Source organism: Arthrobacter sp. 01T414 (genome assembly GCF_056398965.1).
In genome coordinates this window covers 170,621-186,499 of the sequence record NZ_JBFTQK010000004.1, presented here as the reverse complement: position 1 = coordinate 186,499, position 15,879 = coordinate 170,621, and the positions used below count along the sequence as shown (strand labels likewise).

At 68.3% G+C, this 15,879-nt stretch carries 14 protein-coding genes, 1 tRNA gene and 1 other RNA gene; 8 read left to right on the top strand and 8 right to left on the bottom strand.

Annotated features, from left to right (window positions below; all coding sequences use genetic code 11):
* Nucleotides 1-37 precede the first annotated feature (37 nt).
* A complete protein-coding gene (locus AC1DK9_RS10910) occupies nt 38-3,145 on the bottom strand; it encodes a DNA polymerase III subunit gamma and tau (RefSeq protein WP_476915934.1) in 3,108 nt (1,035 codons plus the stop codon).
* Between the two features lie 27 nt (nt 3,146-3,172).
* An RNA gene (ffs, locus tag AC1DK9_RS10905) (signal recognition particle sRNA small type) lies at nt 3,173-3,269 on the bottom strand.
* Between the two features lie 225 nt (nt 3,270-3,494).
* On the opposite strand from ffs, the gene AC1DK9_RS10900 reads away from it, so the two are divergent.
* Nucleotides 3,495-3,579 (top strand) — tRNA-Ser (locus AC1DK9_RS10900).
* 95 nt (nt 3,580-3,674) lie between these two features.
* On the opposite strand, the gene AC1DK9_RS10895 is transcribed toward AC1DK9_RS10900, so the two are convergent.
* Nucleotides 3,675-4,586 (bottom strand): oxygenase MpaB family protein, encoded by a 912-nt coding sequence (locus tag AC1DK9_RS10895; RefSeq protein ID WP_476915933.1) that lies wholly within the window; start codon nt 4,584-4,586, stop codon nt 3,675-3,677.
* Between the two features lie 423 nt (nt 4,587-5,009).
* On the opposite strand from AC1DK9_RS10895, the gene AC1DK9_RS10890 reads away from it, so the two are divergent.
* The 4 genes from AC1DK9_RS10890 to AC1DK9_RS10875 all read left to right on the top strand — a co-directional run bounded on the left by AC1DK9_RS10890 (nt 5,010) and on the right by AC1DK9_RS10875 (nt 9,389).
* Entirely contained in the window at nt 5,010-6,125 is a 1,116-nt protein-coding gene (locus tag AC1DK9_RS10890; protein WP_476915932.1) for a M23 family metallopeptidase, read from the top strand.
* A 130-nt stretch (nt 6,126-6,255) separates the two neighbouring features.
* Nucleotides 6,256-6,741, top strand: coding sequence for a glutathione peroxidase (locus AC1DK9_RS10885; protein ID WP_476861090.1), 486 nt, complete (start codon nt 6,256-6,258; stop codon nt 6,739-6,741).
* 285 nt (nt 6,742-7,026) lie between these two features.
* On the top strand, nt 7,027-8,238 hold the full coding sequence (gene fdhA, locus AC1DK9_RS10880) for a formaldehyde dehydrogenase, glutathione-independent (protein ID WP_476861089.1): 1,212 nt from the start codon (nt 7,027-7,029) through the stop codon (nt 8,236-8,238).
* Nucleotides 8,239-8,444: 206 nt separating this feature from the next.
* Nucleotides 8,445-9,389, top strand: coding sequence for a phosphodiesterase (locus tag AC1DK9_RS10875; RefSeq protein WP_476861088.1), 945 nt, complete (start codon nt 8,445-8,447; stop codon nt 9,387-9,389).
* 27 nt (nt 9,390-9,416) lie between these two features.
* Here the strand turns inward: AC1DK9_RS10875 and AC1DK9_RS10870 are convergent, their stop codons facing one another.
* Nucleotides 9,417-11,057 carry a stealth family protein gene (locus AC1DK9_RS10870; protein WP_476915931.1) on the bottom strand — a complete coding sequence of 547 codons (1,641 nt, stop codon included), beginning with the start codon at nt 11,055-11,057 and terminating at the stop codon, nt 9,417-9,419.
* A 37-nt stretch (nt 11,058-11,094) separates the two neighbouring features.
* Nucleotides 11,095-12,006, bottom strand: a complete 912-nt coding sequence (locus tag AC1DK9_RS10865) for an HAD family hydrolase (RefSeq protein ID WP_476861086.1) — start codon at nt 12,004-12,006, stop codon at nt 11,095-11,097.
* Nucleotides 12,007-12,218: 212 nt separating this feature from the next.
* Here AC1DK9_RS10865 and AC1DK9_RS10860 point away from each other — a divergent pair, with 212 nt between their 5' ends.
* Both AC1DK9_RS10860 and AC1DK9_RS10855 read left to right on the top strand, forming a co-directional pair.
* Complete coding sequence (locus AC1DK9_RS10860) at nt 12,219-12,518, top strand: type II toxin-antitoxin system VapB family antitoxin (RefSeq protein ID WP_175322235.1); 300 nt, start codon at nt 12,219-12,221, stop codon at nt 12,516-12,518.
* Nucleotides 12,511-13,191, top strand: a complete 681-nt coding sequence (locus AC1DK9_RS10855; RefSeq protein ID WP_476861085.1) for a LytR C-terminal domain-containing protein — start codon at nt 12,511-12,513, stop codon at nt 13,189-13,191. Before AC1DK9_RS10860 ends, AC1DK9_RS10855 begins: the two co-directional genes overlap by 8 nt.
* Before the next feature lie 106 nt (nt 13,192-13,297).
* Here AC1DK9_RS10855 and AC1DK9_RS10850 read toward each other — a convergent pair whose 3' ends face one another.
* Nucleotides 13,298-13,936, bottom strand: a complete 639-nt coding sequence (locus tag AC1DK9_RS10850) for a TetR/AcrR family transcriptional regulator (RefSeq protein ID WP_476915930.1) — start codon at nt 13,934-13,936, stop codon at nt 13,298-13,300.
* Between the two features lie 176 nt (nt 13,937-14,112).
* Between AC1DK9_RS10850 and AC1DK9_RS10845 the strand changes: the two genes are divergently transcribed.
* Nucleotides 14,113-14,361: a hypothetical protein gene (locus tag AC1DK9_RS10845; RefSeq protein WP_476861083.1), complete on the top strand. Its 249-nt coding sequence runs from the start codon at nt 14,113-14,115 to the stop codon at nt 14,359-14,361.
* 15 nt (nt 14,362-14,376) lie between these two features.
* Here the strand turns inward: AC1DK9_RS10845 and AC1DK9_RS10840 are convergent, their stop codons facing one another.
* Nucleotides 14,377-15,093: a DsbA family oxidoreductase gene (locus tag AC1DK9_RS10840; protein ID WP_476915929.1), complete on the bottom strand. Its 717-nt coding sequence runs from the start codon at nt 15,091-15,093 to the stop codon at nt 14,377-14,379.
* 79 nt (nt 15,094-15,172) lie between these two features.
* On the bottom strand, nt 15,173-15,709 hold the full coding sequence (locus AC1DK9_RS10835; RefSeq protein ID WP_476915928.1) for an N-acetyltransferase family protein: 537 nt from the start codon (nt 15,707-15,709) through the stop codon (nt 15,173-15,175).
* Nucleotides 15,710-15,879: the final 170 nt, after the last annotated feature.

Below are 15,879 nucleotides of genomic sequence, written 5' to 3'. Positions count from 1 at the left end.
TTTGGGGGAGTGGCGGGCCGGGCGGCCGCCGGGAGGGCTAGAAGCGCGGAGCCAACGGGCTTCCGTCCAGGGAGCGCTCTTCGAGCAGTTTCCCGCCCAGAATACGCTCGACGGCGGCGCGGCCGAAGACGCCCGACTCCTCGATTGTTTCGTCGTCGGCGCTGGGGATGTCCTGTACGTAGCTCGTGGCGACGGCGGCGCGCGCCGGTGCCTTGGCGCGTCCGGCTTCCGCCTCGGGGCTGTTGGACAGCCGCTGGTAAAGGCTCTGCCGTCCCGACGACGGCGGAGCGCCGACCGGAGCCGTCGCCACCACCGGGGATGCCGCCGCCGTGATGACCGCAGGGCCGGAGGCGGCCGGGGCGAGCTGCGGTTCGGGGGCGCGGGCGGCAGCGGAACCGGCGAAGCCCGCTCCGGATCCGGCCGAATACGCGCCGACCGGCTCGGGAATCTGGGCAGCCGCAGGTTCATAGTGGGGAGGCTCCGGCTCGGGGGTGGGCTGCGCGGACTCTGCTGCGGCCTCCGGGGCGGAGTGCCGCCCCACATTCAGTTCCGTACCGACCGTCCAGACCCCGGGGGACTGCTCGACGGCGCGGGCCCACGGGTCCTCGGAAGTGGTCGTATTCGCCGGGGCCTGGCTCGTTGCCTTTGCCGGCGCCGCTGCCGGGGTGGGGGCGGCGTTGCCGGGGCGGGGCCGTTCCGGCGCGGGCGCCGCAGCGGGTGCGGGCCGGGCGGCTGAAGCGGCTGAGGGATTCCAGTCCATCGGCGGCTCTTCATCCAGCGGCGGGGCATCCTCGTCCCGCGGGGGACCCCAGTCCTCGTCCGGGTACGAGTAGGAACCGGCTGCCTCGGCCATCGGGCCGTCAGCCGGCTTGGCGGCCGGGCCGGCGCTCGCGCTGCTCGATGCAGGGGCCGGTGCGGTCGGGGCCGCTGCAACGGCCGGAGCCGGCTCCGTCGGGGCGGGCTCCGGCGCTGGGGCAGGCGGCTGCTCCGGGGCGGCCTTTACCGTTGCGGCGTCGGGTCGGGTATCGGCTCCGCCGCCTGCCGGGCTGCCGGCTGCCGACGCGGAATCCGGGGCGGGCCCGGCCGTGGCAGGGGCGGGGGCCAGGCCCCAGGCGACGTCGGCCGAGGTGGCCGCCTGCGCCGATGGAGCCGCAGCCTCCCGGCTAGCGGGCGCTTTTGGGTTTGGCTCAGAGCTCGCTGCGCTGTTGGTGCCGCCGGCCACGGCCGTGATCTGGCAGTCGATGCCAATCGTCTTGTGGATCGCCTGGCGCAGATTTTCCGCGTGGTCTGCCCGGCCGAAGGCTCCGGCGAGCCCGGACGTCGTGAAGGACAACGTCAGGACCTGGTCCTCGAAGTGTCCGACCTGCGCATTGGGTTCGACGAGCGCCCAGGTGCTGCGCTTGATCTTGGTCAGGGTCTGCAGGATCTCGGGCCATGCGCGGCGCAGGACCTCGACGTCGGGTCCGGAACCGGACGCTGGCGCGGAGGCCGGGGCGGGTGCCGGTGTAGGAACTGCCGAAGGGACACTCGCCGCTGGCCGCTCGGCTGGTTCGGGCCGAGCCTCCGGGGACGGGGCGGGCTGTGCGGGCGGGGCGCTCTGGCCCGATCCTGCCGGCGCGGACGCCGGCGGTGCCTGCTCCGGACGGTTGGCTTGAACATCCGGCCGGCTTGCTGGCGCGGGGGTGGGGCGGGAGGCGCCCTGGGGTGCTGCGGGTTCCTCGACCGGCCAGTCGTTGGTGCTGACCCGCGGGGCGGTGATCGTCGATCGTTCCGGCTGGATTTCCTGAGGGGCCGGGGCAGCGGGAGCGGCCGGGGACTCAGCTGCGGCCGCGCCGTCGACGGCTGGAGCAGTCTGGGCTGGGGCCGGGGTGGTTGTGGGCGCGACGGTGCGTGCCGGCACGGCTGCCGGGGCCGGAGCGCTGGATGGCATGGCGGCCGGCGCCGACACGGCTGCCGGTGCTCCGACGTCGTTCCCGGAGTAATTCAGGCGCCGCTCCACCCGGTCGATCCTGGCGGCGATGCCGCGTTCGGTTTGCTCCGAGCTGGGCAACAGGATGCGGGCGCACAGCAGTTCAAGGTGCAGCCTGGGGGAGGTGGCGCCGGTCATCTCGGTCAGCGCCGTGTTGGTGACATCCGCCGCGCGGGACAGTTCGGCCGCGCCGAGGTTGTGTGCCTGGTTCTGCATCCGCGCGATCTGGTCCGCGGGCATGCCGCGAAGAATCGACTGGGCGCTCTCCGGCATTGCCTGCACGATGATCAGGTCGCGGAAACGCTCGAGCAGGTCCTCGACGAAGCGGCGCGGGTCGTGGCCGGTCTGGATGACGCGGTCCACGGCGCGGAACACGGTGGCGGCGTCGGAGGCGGCAACGGCCTCGACGACGTCGTCGAGCAGGGAAGCGTGGGTGTAGCCCAGCAGCGCCACGGCGAGCTCATAGTCCAGGCCATTGGGGCCGGCCCCGGCCATGAGCTGGTCCAACACGGAGAGCGAGTCGCGCACCGAGCCGCCGCCGGCGCGGATGACGAGCGAGAGTACGCCCGGAGCCACGGGGACGTTCTCCTGCTGGCAGAGCAGTTCCAGATACGCCATCAGGGGTTCCGGTGGTACCAGCCGGAACGGGTAGTGGTGGGTGCGGGACCGGATCGTCCCGATCACCTTGTCCGGCTCGGTGGTGGCGAAGATGAACTTGATGTGTTCCGGCGGCTCTTCGACGATCTTGAGCAGCGCGTTGAAGCCGGCCGAGGTGACCATGTGGGCTTCGTCAATGATGAAGATTTTGTAGCGGTCGCGGACCGGTGCGTAGGTGGCTCGTTCCCGCAGGTCACGTGCGTCGTCCACACCGCCGTGGCTCGCGGCGTCGATCTCGATCACGTCGAGAGAACCGGCGCCGCCGCGGGCGAGTTCGACGCAGCTGGGGCACACGCCGCAGGGAGTGTCAGTGGGGCCTTCGGCGCAGTTCAGGCAACGCGCCAGGATGCGGGCGGAGGTGGTTTTACCGCAGCCGCGGGGGCCGGAAAAGAGGTAGGCGTGGTTGACGCGGTTCTTCCGCAGGGCCGTCATCAGCGGGTCGGTGACGTGTTCCTGCCCGATAACGTCCGCGAACGAATCGGGGCGGTATCTGCGGTAAAGAGCGGTAGTAACAGTCACAGCTAAACCCTACCAATCGGCACAGACATAAAAGACCCCCCATGCACCCGCCAGAGCCCATTTACCCTTGCTACCTTCCGGTCCTGGGGGAGTTCAACAGGATGACGCCACATGAGGGGCCGTCGATTAGTTTACCCGACGATCCGGCCTGGCCCGAATCCGGGGTTTGGCCCGCTTGGCCGCGGTGGGGCATGCCCATTTTTCGTGCCGGGGAGCGGGCATATTGGGGCGATGTCCATCGCGGGATCCGAGCGTGGAACATGTTCGTCGGGGGCCGGGCGGAGGGATCAATTGGGCGAAGCGCGGAAGTTCAGGTAGTCTAGTATCTGCTTTTGATTCAGAAGCAACTGGAGAATTCGCCTAGCGGCCTATGGCGCACGCCTGGAACGCGTGTTGGGTTAACGCCCTCGGGGGTTCAAATCCCCCATTCTCCGCGCTTGGCCCCGGTCCATTGGACCGGGGCCTTTTTGCGTTCCGGGTTGCTCACCGCCGCACCGGGAGCCCGGCCCCACAACCCCCACCGGCTCGCCTAGCCCGCGTACCCCAGGCGCCGGAGTCGTGCACGTGCAGCCTGCTCGCTCGGGCCAACCCTGCCCAAGGCCAGGTGGACGACGCCGAGGGTGAGTCTCGTCGCAAGCTTCACCGGCAACGGTAGGGGACCCAGCCGCGCGGTCCGCAGCCCCAGCATCTCCCGGTATTTGGGCTCCAGGCTGGCCACCGCCGCGGCAAAGAGCACCCGGTACCCGGGCCTGAGCGCAGGATGGAGCGGGGGATCCCGGATGAATGCCACGGTTTCGGCGACCTTCGCGCCCGAGGCGAGTTCGCCGTCGTCGTACCAGCGGTCGAGTTGCCGGCGCATGTCCGCCTCGCTCAGCGGCGGCTCCTCCACGCCCATCAGTGTCCCCGCCTGCGCCCACTCGCGGACGTAAGCGTCGGGGCCGCCCGGAATCGGCCGGCCCCAGAGCTTGTGCGCGGACAGGAACGCGTCGGTGAAGGCGATGTGCACCCAGCGGAGCAGCTCCGGGTCGTTCGCCGCGTAGTGCCGGAGCGCGCCGTGGCCGTCGGTGTACTCCCCGCGCACCGACTCGTGCAGCCGCAACACCCACCCCGACGCGGCGCGGGCAGCCCCCGTTGACCCGTAGGTGACGGTGAAAATCCAGCGGATGGTCCCGGCCAGCCGGCCCAGGGGGTCCTCGCGGAAGCGGGAATGGTCGTGCACCCCGGCCAGTGCGCCCGGGTGCAGTGCCTGCATGAGCAAAGCGCGGATACCGGCCACGATCGTCGGCATATCCCCGTGCACGGCCCAGACGGCGGAACCTGGTAGATGGAAGCCCGCGTCGTCTCCCTCAGCGAGGTGGCCCACCCACTCCGGGACCGCGTCACGCGTTCCGGTGAACGTCTGTTTGAGTTCGGCTTGCCATTCCCTGAGGACATTGCGCATACCCCCTATTCTTACCCGGCCGATGCGGGGCTGGTACCTGTTTTCCCGGCAGGGCTACTGGGACGCGCCGCTGTTCGCCCGACGCTGGCGCGGAATTGGTCCGAACGCCCGCGAACCCGGGCAGTTTGGAGGTTCACAGGCCCGGCCGAGTGTGTTCACATAGGGGGTGGGTCCGACGAGCTTGGGCCTGGCGGACAGATTCGCAGGAGTCGCATCGTGGGAAAACATTGGGGAAACTCATCGAGTGGACAGGCCAGGCCCTTGGGTCTTGTGCCGCGCTCGCTGGCGGCTGTCACCGGACTTGCCCTCGCCCTGCTGGTTTTTGGCCCCCCGGAACCCCCCATCGCCGTATCCGGTCCCGCGTCGCAGCCTTCGCTCGCAACAGGCACTCCCGGACCGGGTTTGCTGTACCGCGGAAGTAGGGTGCCCGGCGATCCGGGAGGTGCCGGCCGGGGGACATCAGCGCTGACCGCAGACCGGCACGCTCTCGTTTCCTTCTCCCGGACCACGGTCCAAACCACGTCCAAGGACGGCGACGTCGAGCTCCGGGTCGCGTCGGCAGGGCTCTCGCGCCCGCCCAAGGGCTTCCTGATGGCACCCCTCGAAAGGCTCTTTGAGTCGTCCCCGTTCGGGCTGCGCACCAGCCCCCTGACCGGAACCGCCGGGGAGTTCCACTGGGGCCAGGATTTCGCCGCCCCGTGCGGGACCCGGGTGTATTCGGCCGATGCCGGGGTGGTCCGTGCGGTGGGATGGCATCCCTGGGGCGGCGGGAACCGGGTGGAAATCGACCACGGAAACGGCTTGATCACCACCTACAACCACCTTCAGGGCATTGCCGTGAAGAAGGGCGAGTCGGTGGCCGTGGACGAGGTCATCGCCAAGGTAGGCACCACGGGCTCGTCCACGGGCTGCCACCTGCACTTCGAAACGATCCTGAACGGCTCCCACACCAACCCCTTGGACTGGAAGTTCCTTCCGACCCGGCAGGTGGACCGGCTTGAGGACATCCCGATGGTCAGCTACGCCCCGGGTGCGGGGAAGTCCGGTGCCGGCAGCCCGGGAAGCTCCGGCGCGGACTGGGCGGTTCCGGTGGCGAAAGATCACACCCAGGCGGTCACCGGCGGCGTGCAGGAAAAGCCTGTGCCCGGGCATCCCGGCGGTCCCTCGGCCAAGCCGTCACCGACCGCGACGTCCTCCCCGCACGCCACCCCGACGCCGAGTCCGACCCCGACGCCGGCTCCCGCGCCAACGACGCCGCCCACCCCCACGCCCACCCCCACGCCCACCCCCACGCCCACGCCCGCGGTCCCGTCGGATCCAGCCGTGCCGCCCGCACCAGCGGTGACGCCGACGCCGACGCCGACCCCGACTCCGGCTCCCACACCGACCGCCACGCCAGCGCCGGCCCCCGCCGCGACAGACCCGGCGTCGGCCCCCGTCGCCCCCGCTCCGACGCCCACCTCTCCCGCCGTCCCGCAGGAGACGGCTGCCACCGAGCCGACTGGCGGCCTCGGGCTCGCCACCGGCCCGACACCGTAACTCGCCACCGGCCCGACGTCGTAGCCACTCCGACGCCGCAGTGCGGCAGCCGTACCCATACCCGGGCGCCTTGGTGCCGAATCACCATCGTCAACTGTTCCTGCCCCCAAGCCCGCGAGGAAAACCACCCATGACATCCCTGCACTCCATCCCGCTGACGCTCAACGACGGCACCCAAACGGAATTTGGCCGGTTCCGGGGCCAGGTGGTGCTGGTGGTGAACGTGGCCTCCCAGTGTGGTTTCACGCCCCAGTACGCCGGCCTGGAGGCGCTTCACAACAAGTTCCGTGACGAGGGCTTCACCGTCCTCGGCGTCCCCTGCAACCAGTTCGCCGGCCAGGAACCTGGCGCCGATGCCGAAATCGCCGAGTTTTGCGAACGCAACTTCGGCGTCACGTTCCCGCTGACTACGAAGGCCAACGTCCGCGGCAAGAACCAGCACCCGCTCTATGCGCAGCTGACAAAGTTCAAGAACGGCCTCCTGCCGGGCTTGGTGAAATGGAACTTCGAGAAGTTCCTGGTGAACCGCGACGGCGAAATTGTGGCCCGCTTCGCACCCACCGTGGAGCCGGACTCACCCGAGGTCATCGAGGCAGTCCGGCAGGCGCTCGGCTGAACCACGGCCTCAGCGGCCTTCAGCGGCCTTCGCTGCCTACCGTTTGCCCGGTCCCGTCCCTATTGGGACAGCCGACGGTAACGCAAGGGCACAAGGGGCCCTACCCCTAAGCATGCTTCCGGCCTAGACTGGCGAAACCCTCCGACATTCCGGGCTTACCTGCGGCGCAAACGCGCCTGCCGTCGGCAGTGCAGCCGACCCGGCCCCGTGGAGGGCGCATCAGAATGCTTCGTGAATCACAACTGGGCACTCAACATTGGGGTCCGTGAAACCAGGAGGAAAGTGATGACAGGAAACAAAGCCGTTGCCTACAAAGGGCCAGGAAAAGTCGAACTGATCGACATTGACTACCCCACCTTCGAACTTAAAGACGGCCCGGGGGTCAACCCCGCCAACGTGGGCCGGTCGGTGCGCCATGGCGTAATCCTCAAAACCGTTGCCACGAACATTTGCGGCTCGGACCAGCACATGGTCCGCGGCCGCACCACCGCCCCCGCCGACCTGGTGCTCGGCCATGAGATCACCGGCGAGGTCGTGGAAGTCGGCCCGGACGTCGAATTCATCAAGGTGGGGGACATCTGTTCAGTCCCCTTCAACATCGCCTGCGGACGCTGCCGGAACTGCAAGGAGCGCAAGACCGGCATCTGCCTGAACGTCAACCCCGACCGGCCGGGCAGCGCCTACGGGTACGTGGACATGGGCGGCTGGGTCGGCGGCCAGGCCAACTACGTCCTGGTTCCGTATGCGGATTGGAACCTGTTGAAGTTCCCCGACAAGGACCAGGCCCTCGAGAAGATCATGGACTTGACCATGCTCTCGGACATCTTCCCGACCGGCTTCCACGGCGCTGTGACCGCCGGCGTCGGCGTGGGCTCCACTGTCTACGTCGCAGGGGCCGGGCCCGTGGGCCTGGCCGCTGCCACCAGCGCGCAGCTGCTGGGTGCGGCGGTCGTCATTGTTGGTGACATGAACGAGGACCGGCTGAAGCAGGCACGCTCCTTCGGCTGCGAGACGGTGGACCTGTCCAAGGGCGGGCCCGCCGAGCAGATAGAGCAGATCCTGGGCGTGCCCGAGGTCGACTGCGGCGTCGATGCCGTCGGCTTCGAAGCCAAGGGGCACGGCCATGACGCCAAGGAGGCGCCGGCGACCGTGCTGAATTCCCTTATGGAACTGACGGCGGCCGGCGGGGCGCTGGGCATTCCCGGGCTCTACGTGACGGGCGACCCGGGCGGCGTCGACGAGGCGGCCAAGAAGGGCGCACTCTCGCTCAGCCTGGGTACCGGCTGGGCCAAATCGCTGAGCTTCACCACCGGCCAGTGTCCCGTGATGAAGTACAACCGCGGCCTAATGATGGCGATCCTGCATGACAGGGTCAGCATCGCCAAAAACGTCAACGCCAAGGCGATCTCCCTGGAGGACGCACCGAAGGGCTACGCCGAATTCGACGCCGGCGCCGCCACGAAGTACGTGCTCAACCCGAACGGCTACCTGAGCTAGCCGCACGGCATACGAGTAATCCACTTTCCGGCGGACACATCCGGCATATACGTAAGCCCGTATGTGTCCGCCGGTCTACTCGATTTGTGCCTTTTTTCAAATATGCCTACTGGGGTTTGCACATTGTTGGCCGAATGTCTGGTTGGATAGATATTACTGAGAGGGACGCTGGAGGCACTGCCGCCACCCAACCAGGGAGGTTTGCAATGGAACTCATCGAGGCCGAGCACCCCCGGCCGCGTCATTTCCTACTCCACTTGAGTGATTCGCATTTGCTCGGCGGCACGGATCCCCTGCACGGGGCGGTGGACGCCGACTCCCGGCTCAGACAAGTTTTCGATCAGGTCCTCGCTTCCGGCGCGCGCCCCGAAGCCGTGATTTTTACCGGCGACCTGGCGGACCGCGGCGAGGCTGAGGCCTATTCGAAGCTGCTCGCCATCGTGGAACCTGCCTGCAGGGCGATGGGAGCCAAGGTCATCTGGGCGATGGGCAACCACGACGACCGGGCCAACTTCCGGACCAGGCTCCTGGAGCAGCCGGCGGACGACGCCCCCGTGGACCATAGCTACTTCATCAACGGCCTGCGGATCATCACGCTGGACACCTCGGTGCCCGGGTTCCACCACGGCGAACTGAGTGCCGAGCAGCTGGAGTGGCTGGCCGCGGAGCTCTCCACCCCGGCCCCCGACGGCACCATCCTGGCCCTGCACCACCCGCCGGTACCCTCGGTGCTGGATCTGGCCGTGCTGGTGGAACTGCGCGGACAGGCCGCGCTGGCCGGTGTTCTCCGGAACTCGGACGTGCGCACCATCCTGGGCGGCCACCTGCATTATTCAACGACGGCGATGTTCGCCGGCATCCCGGTTTCGGTCGCGTCCGCCACCTGCTACACCCAGGACCTGAACGTCCCCGTCGGCGGCAGCCGCGGGCGGGACAGCGGGCAGTCCTTCAACCTCGTCCACGTTTACGAGCACACGATTGTGCACTCGGTGGTGCAGGTGGGCGACACCCTGCCCGCGGTGGGCGAATACGTCACGGCGGAGGAGGCCCAACGGCGCATCACCGCCGCCGGCATCCGGTATCCGCGCCAGGCTCGGCTTGAGGATCCGGCGCAGGCGCCCGGCCACCGCCGGATCACCACGCGGAACTAGGCGGGCTAGCGGCCGCGATCTCCGCCGCTACTTCTCCCAGGGGGCCTTGATCGGGAAATACTTCTCCAGGAAATCGGTCACCAGCTCCGCGCGTTCCTCGGCCGGTACCTCCGGAAAGCTTCCGTCGTTGAGGCAGAAGAAATCCATGTTCCGCTTGGAGAGCAGCTTGGGCAGGTAGTTCAGGCCTGCCCGGGCCGTCGTGTCCACGTACCGGACCTTGGCAGCGGTCTGCGTAACGGCCAAGCCGGTCAGCAGGGCGTAGTAGTGGTAGAACGAATTCGTCACGGAGATGTTGTCCGCGGCCCGGAAGCGGCTGGCGGCCGTCTTCGCAAACTCGGCCGGGAACTCCTCCTCCATTTGCGCCACAACGCTGCGCCGGAGCGGGGCTGCGGTGTGCTCCAAGTGCCGGGTGGTGATCCTCCCGAACCGGTCCCAGAGGAGCTTGCGGTTCACCCGCGCAGCATTTTCAAAGCCGCTCCGCTCGGCGTCGTTGTCGCCCAGGCCGATGCGCGTCTCCGCCTCAATGAACTTGGTGATCCCGCCGGGCGTGAAGAACATGTCCGGCCGCACTGCCCGGCCGAAGAACATGTCGTCATTAGAATACAGGAAATGCTCGGACAGACCCTCGATGTGGTGGAGCTGGCATTCGACGGCCTGGGAGTTGTGCGTCGGCAGCACCGAGGGGTCGGCGAAGAACTCCTCGCTGCGGACGATCGTTACGGCGGGGTGGTCGGCCAGCCATTCGGGCGCGGGGGAGTCGGTTGCGATGAAGATCCGCCGGATCCACGGCGCGAACATGTAGACCGAGCGCAGGGCGTATTTCAGCTCGTTGATCTGACGGAAGCGGGCCTCGTGGTCGTCGCCCTCGCCGACGACGACGCCGGCCATCCGTGCCTTGCGCGCGGCGATGTATTCGGGCGAGGAACCATCCACCCATGAGAAGACGATGTCGATGTCGAAGTTGATGTCGCTGGCGTGGTCCGCGAACATGTTCTCGATCGTGGGCCAGGTGTGGCCATAGCGTTCGACGGTGCCGCGCACGGCGTCCTGGGCCAGCAGCGTCCGCCGGGTCAGCGAGTTCTCGATCGGCAGGATCAGCTGGTCGCCTTCAAAGCTCCAGAGCTCCAGTTGGACTCCGGCCGAGGCGCCGAACTCGAGCCCGCCGTGGGGTTCCACATGGGGGCGGTACAGGCGGAAAATCCGGGCCTGGCGGTTGGGCGAGAGCTCGCCGTCGGCTACCAGCACGGAGGACTTCTTCTTGGCGTCCACGGTCATGGAGTAGAACGGTTCGTCCCGGCAGGCCTCGACCAGGGCGGCCCGGAGTTCCCGGCGGTTCTTCCAGTCAACGGCGATAACTGGGCGGTCGTTGTTGCCGCGGACCAGGRGGTAATCCAGCTTCGCTCCGTCCAGCACGGAACGGACGAACAGCAGGTCCTCCACCATGGCCTGGTACGGGGTTCGGTTCTCATTGATCAGCGCGTACCGGCCGTGCCGGCGCACCACGTCGGTGCGGGTCCGGAGCCTGGCAACGGCGGCCGGGGAGGTGACCTCGGCGTGGGCGTAGTTGTCCTCGCTCGCCTGGCTGCCGTAGTAAATCTCGTCCTGGATCAATGCGTCTGTAATGTCGACTCTCCGAGCTGTAGGTGGTGCGTGGTTCTCTAATTGCATAATAACCCCGGCCGCAAAACGGCCCGGTGCGGGGCGTTCAGCCGGCGACGGCGGTACGCCAGTGACGCAGGAAGGCAGCCCCGGCGTCGTCGTGGATGACCTCGGCGCCGAGCCCCAGGTCGGCCGCGGTCAGGACTGCGTAGGGCTTGACCGGAATACCGTCGGCTGGGCGGACGTCCACATGCTTCACGGGGTGGTCGTTATGGTGCAGCCAGTCCGCCATGGCGTAGTCGGTGCGCGAATCACCCACCGTCCGCCAGGCCTGCGGCGTGATGCCCTGGGCCGCCAGGAGTTCCACCGCCCGGCTGGCGCCGAGATCCTTGCCGAGTCGGACGGATTCGATGTCGGTGGAGATGATGGTGGGGTCGACGCGGTAGTCGATCTGGTCATCGCTGTTTGGGGCGTGGTGGTCCAGCCGCACCACCCCGAGGCCGTGGCGGCCCATCAGTTCCATCGCGTCCGCGTCGAAGAGCGCCTGTTCCTCGCGGTAGTCGGAATTGGCGACGGCGATGTGCTGTTCCACCGAGACCATGGCCCGCTTGGTCTCGTCGTAGAACATGTGGGTGGAATAGTCCTCCGCGACGAGCCGCCGCACATCGTCCCCGAATGCCTGCGGAATGGCGAGCTCCCGGTCCACGTGGACCTGGCCGGCCCCGGACGCGGTGTAGCTGAACCAGACGGCGCCCTTCTCGCATACGGCGTGGATGGTGATTCCCGCCGGCATTCCCGCGGCGATCATCGGCGCCATGACCTGCTCGCGGATGAAGGCGTCGGAACGGCCGGTGTTGAAGATCACCGGAATTCCTGCCTCCGCGAGTGCCAGCAGGTCCGCGATGATCCCGGGCTGGACCGTGCGGGTGACGGGACTCGCCACCGGGCCGTCGACGTCGAGCAGCAGGGCCAGCGGCGGGGCCGAGGGCGCCGGGGCGGAGGTCGCGGTGTCAGTCATGCTTCCATTCTCTCAGCCGGACCTGGACTTCGCCTCCGGCGGCGGTCTTATGACGCCCGCGCCCGGGAGTGGCGGACGCCGGTGTGACAATCCTGCGCACGGCAGTGACACGGCGGGATATTGCGATGACAAATGATCACTGTTTGGCCACAACCTCCGGCGTCGTGGCCTCTTTGATTCCCCTGGCCAGGGATCTTCCATAGGCTTGCATGGTGATCTTCAAAGCTGTGGGCGAGGGACGCCCGTACCCTGACCATGGTTTCAATACGCCCAAGGACTGGGCGGCGCTGCCGCCGCGCCCGGTCCGGCTGGATGAACTCGTCACCACCAAACGCACCCTTGACCTCGAGGCGCTCCTGGCCGAGGACTCAACCTTCTTCGGCGACCTCTTCCCGCACGTGGTGGAGTTCCGCGGCGTGCTGTACCTCGAGGACGGCCTGCACCGAGCCGTCCGCACCGCACTGCACCAGCGCACCGCGATCCACGCCCGCGTGCTGGTGATAAATGGCTAGGAAACCGAAGGATCTCACGGTCCTGCACGGCCACAATGTCATCACTGGCTCCGATTTGCGGGCGACGTTCGCGGAGCAGGACGAGCTGGACAACCCCGTAAGGATGCGTCGGCGCATTCTTCACGGCGTCGTCCTGGTGCTTCTGGTGGCCCTTGTGGCCTCGGCCATTGTGGTGGCCTTGGCCATCATGAACGGCCAGATCAAGCTCCCGACGGCGGAGCGCAGCCAGGCGGCTGCGCCGCTCTGCCCCGGGGCGACGTACGACTACACGCCGCCCTCGAAGATCAAGCTGAACGTCTACAACTCGACGAGCCGGCCCGGTCTGGCCCGGACGGTGGCCAACGACTTCGTGGCACGCAAGTTTCGGGTGGGCGCGGTGGGCAACACCGAGTCCGGCTACCGGGGGGTGGCGCTGGTAGTGTCCGGGGCCGCCGGGCAGTCCGCGGCGTTCAGCGTCCAGCGCAACGTGCCCGGGTCGGACTACGTCCAGGACGGCCGCAGCGACGCAACCGTGGACGTCATCCTGACCGGTGACTTCAAGGCGCTGGCAAAGCCGGGGCTCGTGGACCAGACGCCGGGCAAGCTCAGCTGCCCGCGGGAAACCCGCCGGGTGGTCGAGGACCCCAGCCTGCCCGTCGTGCCGACCATCGTCCCGGTCAGCCCCAAGCCCTGATCAGCCGCCAATAAGCAGCCCGGGCTCCGGATGCCCGGACTAGCCGGGACTAGACCGGCCAGGCCAGGCCGGGCCGGCCGGGCCAGACCGGCCGGGCCGAGCATGGCTACGCGCCGAGGCGCAGGGGGTGGCCCTCGTCGTCGAACCTGGCCCCGGCACCCAGCTGGATGAAGCGCACCGTCCGGGCGATCCGCGCCTCCGCTTCCGGGTCCGGCCCCGCCCCGTCGCCCCGGGCCGCACTGGACGAGAGCGTGCCGTGGATGAGCTGGGCGAGCTGGGTGATGTCAGCCTGGGGGAGATAACCCTGCGCCATGCCGTCGCGCAGGATGTCCTGGAGCAGGAGGCTGAGTTCGCCCACATGGTCCGCCAGTTTGGCAAAGGAGGCAGGGGATAGGACGGCCCCCATCGCCGGGCCCGGCGGCAGGTGGCGCCGGCTCAGGTCCGCCACCTGGGCGCGCACGTAGAGCGCGAGCCGCTCCACCGGGTTCTCCAGCGAGGACAGGGAATCGCGCAGCTCCACGAGGAAACGCTCGGTTTCGTCCAGGGCGTAGGCAATGAGGAGCTCTTCGATGTCCGCGTAGTAGTTGTAGACGGCGGTGCGGCCGATCCGGGCGTGCCGGGCGACGTCGGTCATGGTCAGGCCGGGCAGCCCGTGCGTGAAAAGCAGCTCGCCGAACGCGGTCAGGATTCGTCGCTGGGTCTCGGCTCGTTGGGCGGCGTTGCTCGCGGCCGAAATCCTAGGCATACGGACACTTTAGCGCGATCTGTCACTAAAAAGATCCGGACTGAGGCGCAAAAGGCCCAGGCCATGGCCGGGGGTCGCAAGAAAAACACGCACCGGAAACGCCCCCGAAACCTCGCCCGTGCATGCTGGTGCCAACGGAGTCCCGACGGCGGGGCGCCGATGGGGAGGAAATCGCTATGGGTACGGAAAATGTGATCCGGTCGTGCGCGCAACTGGCCACGGGGGACGAAGTCGAGGCCTGGCACAACGGCAAGTTGTTTCACCGCGGGAGGGTCACCCAGACCATCCCGCTGATGGAGCTGTTCTGGATCCTGGACGCCCGGACCGGCGCCCGCAAACTGCTCGACGTCGAGGCGCTGGAGATCGTCCGGAGAGGGCCGGCGCTGGGCCTCGGGCCAAACGCAGCCCTGGCCCAGCCCGCCTAGGCTCCGGCCGCGGATTCAGACAGCGCAGCCGTCCGGGCCGCACGCCGCGCCGTCCTGGCCGGCCGAGGCAGCGCCGGCGTCGACCATCACCAGCGGATGGCTTTCCTGCCAGGCCTGCTCCAGGGCGGCGGTGAAAGTTTCCGCGGGCTGGGCGCCGGAGAGGCCGTACTTGCGGTCGATGACGAAGAACGGCACGCCGCTGATGCCGAGGGCCCGGGCCTCGGCGAAGTCCTGCCGGACGGCGTCGGCGTATTTGTCCGAGCCGAGCAGTTCGTCCAGCTCGGCGGCGTCGATCCCGAGGTCAAGGCCCAAGGTGGTGAGGTAGTCGCGGTTTCCGATGTCGCGTCCGTGCTCGAAGTGGTCACTGAGCAGGCGTTCCTTGGCAGCGTCCTGCTTCCCGTGCGCGGCGGCGAGGTGGATCAGCCGGTGGGCGGTGAAGCTGTTGGCCACCACGACGTCGTCGAACCGGTAGTTGAGGCCCTCGGCGCTGGCCATTGCCGCCACGTGCTCGAACATCCCGCTGACCTGTTCCGGCGCCATCCCCTTGCGGGTGCTCAGGTAGTCCAGCTCGGTGCCGTCGTAGTGCTCCGGCAGGGAGGGGTCCAACTGGAAGCTGCGCCAGTGCACCTCCACGGCGTCGCGGTGCGGGAATGCCGCAAGGGCGGTTTCAAAGCGGCGCTTGCCGATGTAGCACCAGGGGCAGGCCACATCGGACCAGATCTCAATCTTCATGCTGGCGACAACCCGGCCGGGCCCCGCTCCATTCCCGGCCGTCCTTCCGAGTGCCCGGTGCCTCCCGGGCTAGGGGCGCTCAGGGTGCGAGCGGACGTTCCATGACGAAGTCGTGCTCCACGGTGGTCCCCAACCTGAAGGACTTGGTGCCGACTTTTCGGAAGCCGGACTTCTCGTAGAACCTGATGGCTCGTGCGTTCTGGCTGTTCACGCCAAGCCAGAGACCTTGCGCGCCGGTAGCCGCCGCCGCTGTGATGCTGGCCTGCATGAGTTCGGCCGCCGCACCGAGGCCGTGGTGGTCCGGGTGGACGTAGCACTTGCTGAGCTCGGTGCTTGGTACGGCTGCCAGGACGGCCGACACGTCCGGATCCTGGGTGGGGCGGTCCACGAGCAGGCTGTAGCCGCGGAGGGCCCCTTCCGCGTCGAGCACGAGGACGGTGACGTCCGGATCGCTCAGGTAGGCGCGGAAATTGTCTTCGCTGAGGGTGTTTGCGAGGTGCGCGGCTATGTCCTCCGGCCGGGACTCGGGCGGGCAGGCGAGCGGAAAGGTGATGGCCGCAAGTTCGGCCAGCGGACCGGCGTCGGCGGCCGTGGCCCTCCGGATGTGGTGCGTCATGCCAAAAACCCTAGTCCGCCGGCCGCGCGGCTTGTCCATCGTGAAGCCCGGTGCGTCATGTTCCGGCGGGTGCGGCGCAGGCCGAAGCGGCGCGTGATAGCAATGGGACTGATGAAAACATATTTCTGCCCGGCTGCCGGACCGGGAACCGCGGGGTGAGTGCCCTGGCG